Raw genomic sequence first — 3,990 nt, forward strand, 5'->3', positions numbered from 1 at the left:
CTCCGCATCCGACCCCCTCCATGCTCTGGGAGTCGTCTTCAGAATCTCTCTTGCTCTCCAATGCAATAGGCCAGAGAAATCCATATGCGATTCCCCTGCGCAAGCGGGGGAGGGAGCGCACCTCGTTCGTGGCTGAGCTCCTCCGCCCAACTTTAGGACATCAGGCCAGCGTTCCTTAACCCGTTATTTACCGTAACAGGAAAAAGTCGGTTTTCGAGGCAGACGACCCGCGCCAAATTCGGTTGTGTTTGCAACCGGCACGCGAGGGAAGGCTGGAGGCGCCGGGTGGGGCGCCGGAGTCGGAACCGGACAGAGTCATGAATTCGCGCGTATCGTGGAGTGTTGACGGCATCGATCCATCCGTCCGGGAGCGGGCCGAAGCTGCTGCGCGCAGAGCCGGCATGTCACTCAACGATTGGCTGAACTCCACGCTCGGCGAGACTGCCGCGCCGAACTTTCGCGCACCTTACGAGCAGCGTTCGCAGCACATTCCGCAAGGACCGAGCCAGCCGCACGGACCGAGCCAGGAAAGCCGCGAAGTCGCCGACATCCACCAGCGGCTCGACGCGATCACCCAGCAGATCGAACGGATTTCAAAACCCGCCCAGCGCCAGGACCCTTCGCGCCAGGACCCTTCGCGGCAGGACATCTCGCGCGAGCAGGGCGTCGCGCGCCAGCTCAATGATGCGATCTCGCGGCTCGATGCACGGCTGTCGCAAATCTCGAAGCCGCAGCAGCAGCCTCAGACCCAGCGGCCGCCACCGTCACCGGTCGAGACGCGCCAGCGCCATGCCGATGCGGTCGAGCGCGCGGCAGCCCAGGTCTATCGCAGCTCGCCTCCCCTGAGCCCGGCGTCGTTCGACGTCGCGGTCGCCGAGATCACGGCGCGGCAGAGCGAGCTCGATGGCTTTGCACCGCGGCCAATGCCGCCGCGCGCCGCGCCGCCGATCGCGCCGATGGCGGCGCCACCCGCCCCCGCCTACGCGCCGCCGCCGCAACCGTCGGGGCCGGATTTCTCCTCGCTCGAGCGCCATCTGCTCAAGATCACGAGCCAGATCGAGTCGCTCCAGCGCCCCGACAATACCGAGCAGGCGATCACCGCCTTCCGCAGCGAGCTTGCCGAGATCCGTCACGCCATCACCGAGGCGATGCCGCGGCGCGCGATCGAATCGATCGAGAACGAGATCCGCTCGCTGCACCGTCGCATCGACGAGACCCGCTCCAACGGCACCGACGGCCAGGTCCTATCAGGCATCGAGCGCGCGCTGTCCGACATCAAGCAGGTGCTGCGCACGCTGACGCCGGCCGAGCAACTCACCGGCTATGACGAGGCGATCCGCAATCTCGGCGCCAAGCTCGATCTGATCCTGCGCGCCAATGACGATCCCTCGACAGTGCGCCAGCTCGAAGACGCGATCTCGGCGCTGCGCAGCATCGTCTCCAACGTGGCCTCCAACGAAGCGCTGGCGCGTTTGTCCGAAGACGTGCAGCTGCTGTCGTCCAAGGTCGACCAGATCACCCGCGCCACCGGCCCGAGTGACAGCTTTGCGGTGCTGGAGCAGCGCATCGCGGCGCTCACGGCGGCGCTGGAAACCCGCGAGCGGCCCCAGCCGTCCGAGAGCACCGAGCATCTGGAAGCTGCGATCCGCGCGCTGTCGGACCGCTTCGATCGCATGCATGTCGGCAACGATTCGGCCTCGACCTTCGCCCATCTCGAGCAGCGAGTCTCCTATCTGCTGGAGCGGATCGAGGCCGCTTCCGATCCACGCAGCGGCAATCTGAGCCGCGTCGAGGATGGGCTGCACGACATCCTGCGGCACCTGGAGCGGCAGCAGGCGACCTATTCCGCGCTGGCCGAGAGCCGCAATTCGCCGCCGCCGCCCGATTCGGGCGTGGTCGATCTCGTCAAGCGCGAGCTCTCCGACATCCGCTTCAGCCAGGCCGAGACCAACCGGAATACACAGGATTCGCTCGAAGCCGTTCACAACACGCTCGGCCATGTCGTCGACCGCCTCTCCATGATCGAGGGCGATCTGCGCGCCGTGCGCACCGCGCCGGCACCGCTGATGCCCATGGCCGCTCCGATGGTGGCCGCCCCGATGGAGCCCGCGCCAGTGGCGCGCGAGCCGCGGCCGCCGCAGCAGCAGCCGAAATACGATCTGAAGCCGGAGCTGCCGAACCCGGCCGCCGCGCAGGCGCAGGCCGCCTTCGCCGCCGCGCCGCGCGAATTCCATGCCGCGCCGCCGGTGCCGTCGGCACCGCCCGTTCCGCCGCGTGCGATCAGCGAAATCCTGGAGCCGCACACCGCGCCCGCGCGCGCTGCACTCGCGCCGGAATTGCCGCCGGATCATCCGCTCGAGCCGGGCACACGGCCGGGTGGACGCGTCGCCACGCCGTCGGAGCGCATCGCCGCCTCCGAGAGCGCAATCAGCGGAATTCCCACCGCTCCGAAAGAGCCGGTGTCATCGTCCAGCTTCATCGCCGCGGCGCGCCGCGCCGCCCAGGCCGCCGCCGCGCAGCCGGAAAAGACCGGCCGCGCCGCCAAGGCGGGGGCCGATCGCTCCAAGGACAAGGGCAAGGACGGCGGTTCGACCATCACGTCGAAGATCCGCTCGCTGCTGGTCGGCGCGAGCGTGGTCGTGATCGTGCTCGGCACCTTCAAGATGGCGATGGGCCTGCTCGAAGGCGGCAGCGCGCCGCCGGCGCCGCAAACGATGGAGAATTCGTCGAGCCAGCCCACACCGCTGGCCCCGCCGCCCTCGGTCGAGACCAAGCCCGCGACGCCCGAGCAGGTCACACCCTCGATGACCTCGCCGACGCCGATCGGACGACAATCCCAGAACAATGCCGCGCCGGCTCCCGCCGCCAACCCGGGCAGCTCGGCCTCGGTCGATATTCCGCCGGCGCCTGCCGCGGCCCCGCCTGTCTCCAGCGACGTCACCGGCGCGCTGTCGGGCACGAGCCGGGGCAAGCTCGGCCTCATCCAGGTGCCGCCGAGCGAGAAGCTGCCCGACGGCATCGGCGGCCCGGGCCTGCGCACCGCCGCGATGAAGGGCGATGCGACCGCGGCCTACGAGATCGGCGTGCGCTTTGCGGAAGGAAAGGGTGTCGCTGCGAACTACGACGAAGCCGCCAAATGGTACGACCGCGCGGCGCAGGCCGGCGTGGTGCCCGCGACCTTCCGTCTCGGCACGCTCTACGAGAAGGGCCTTGGCGTGAAGAAGGACGCCGATATTGCCCGCCGCTACTACACCCAGGCCGCCGAGCGCGGCAACGCCAAGGCGATGCACAATCTCGCGGTGCTCGATGCCGATGGCGGCGGAGGTGGCGCCAATTACAAGAGCGCGGCGCTGTGGTTCCGCAAAGCGGCCGACCGCGGCGTTGCCGACAGCCAGTTCAACCTCGGCATTCTCTATGCACGCGGCATCGGCGTCGAACAGAACCTCGCCGAATCCTACAAATGGTTCAGCCTGGCCGCCGCCCAGGGCGATGCCGATGCGGCCGGCAAGCGCGATGACGTCGCCAAACGTCTCGACCCGCAATCGCTCGCCGCCGCCAAGCTCGCAATCCAGACCTTCAGCGCCGAACCGCAGCCCGACGATGCCGTCAATGTCGCGACGCCCGCCGGCGGCTGGGACAGCGCGCCGCAGGCGAGCGCCAAGCCGGCGCCGAAGCCGGTCGCGACCAGGAAGTCGGCGTCGGCGGCGCATTAAGCCGCGCAGCATTTGATCAGACCAAGCGAGCCACGAGCTCGGTGCACCTCTCCCGCTTGCGGGAGAGGTCGGCGCTCCCGGGCGATGCGAAGCATCGACCCCGAGCGCCGGGTGAGGGTTTTCTCCTCTGGGGGAGTCCCACTGCGGAGACATCCTCTCCCCAACCCTCCCCCGCAGGCGCAGGGCTATCGCATATGGCGAAGCATACTGAGGAGGAAGGCATCATCCCAGCCCGCGCGCTTGATTTTGCGTCGAATCGAGGCGGTGTCGGGATGAG

Annotated in this window: 1 protein-coding gene; it reads left to right on the forward strand. The window is 68.6% G+C overall.

Features of this window, described 5'->3' with window-relative positions; genetic code table 11:
- Window positions 1-317: 317 nt before the first annotated feature.
- Window positions 318-3,713, forward strand: a complete 3,396-nt coding sequence (locus IVA87_RS00670; protein WP_247332343.1) for a tetratricopeptide repeat protein — start codon at window positions 318-320, stop codon at window positions 3,711-3,713.
- Window positions 3,714-3,990: the final 277 nt, after the last annotated feature.

It is taken from the genome of Bradyrhizobium sp. 147, from assembly GCF_023073935.1.
Classification (GTDB): Bacteria; Pseudomonadota; Alphaproteobacteria; order Rhizobiales; family Xanthobacteraceae; genus Bradyrhizobium.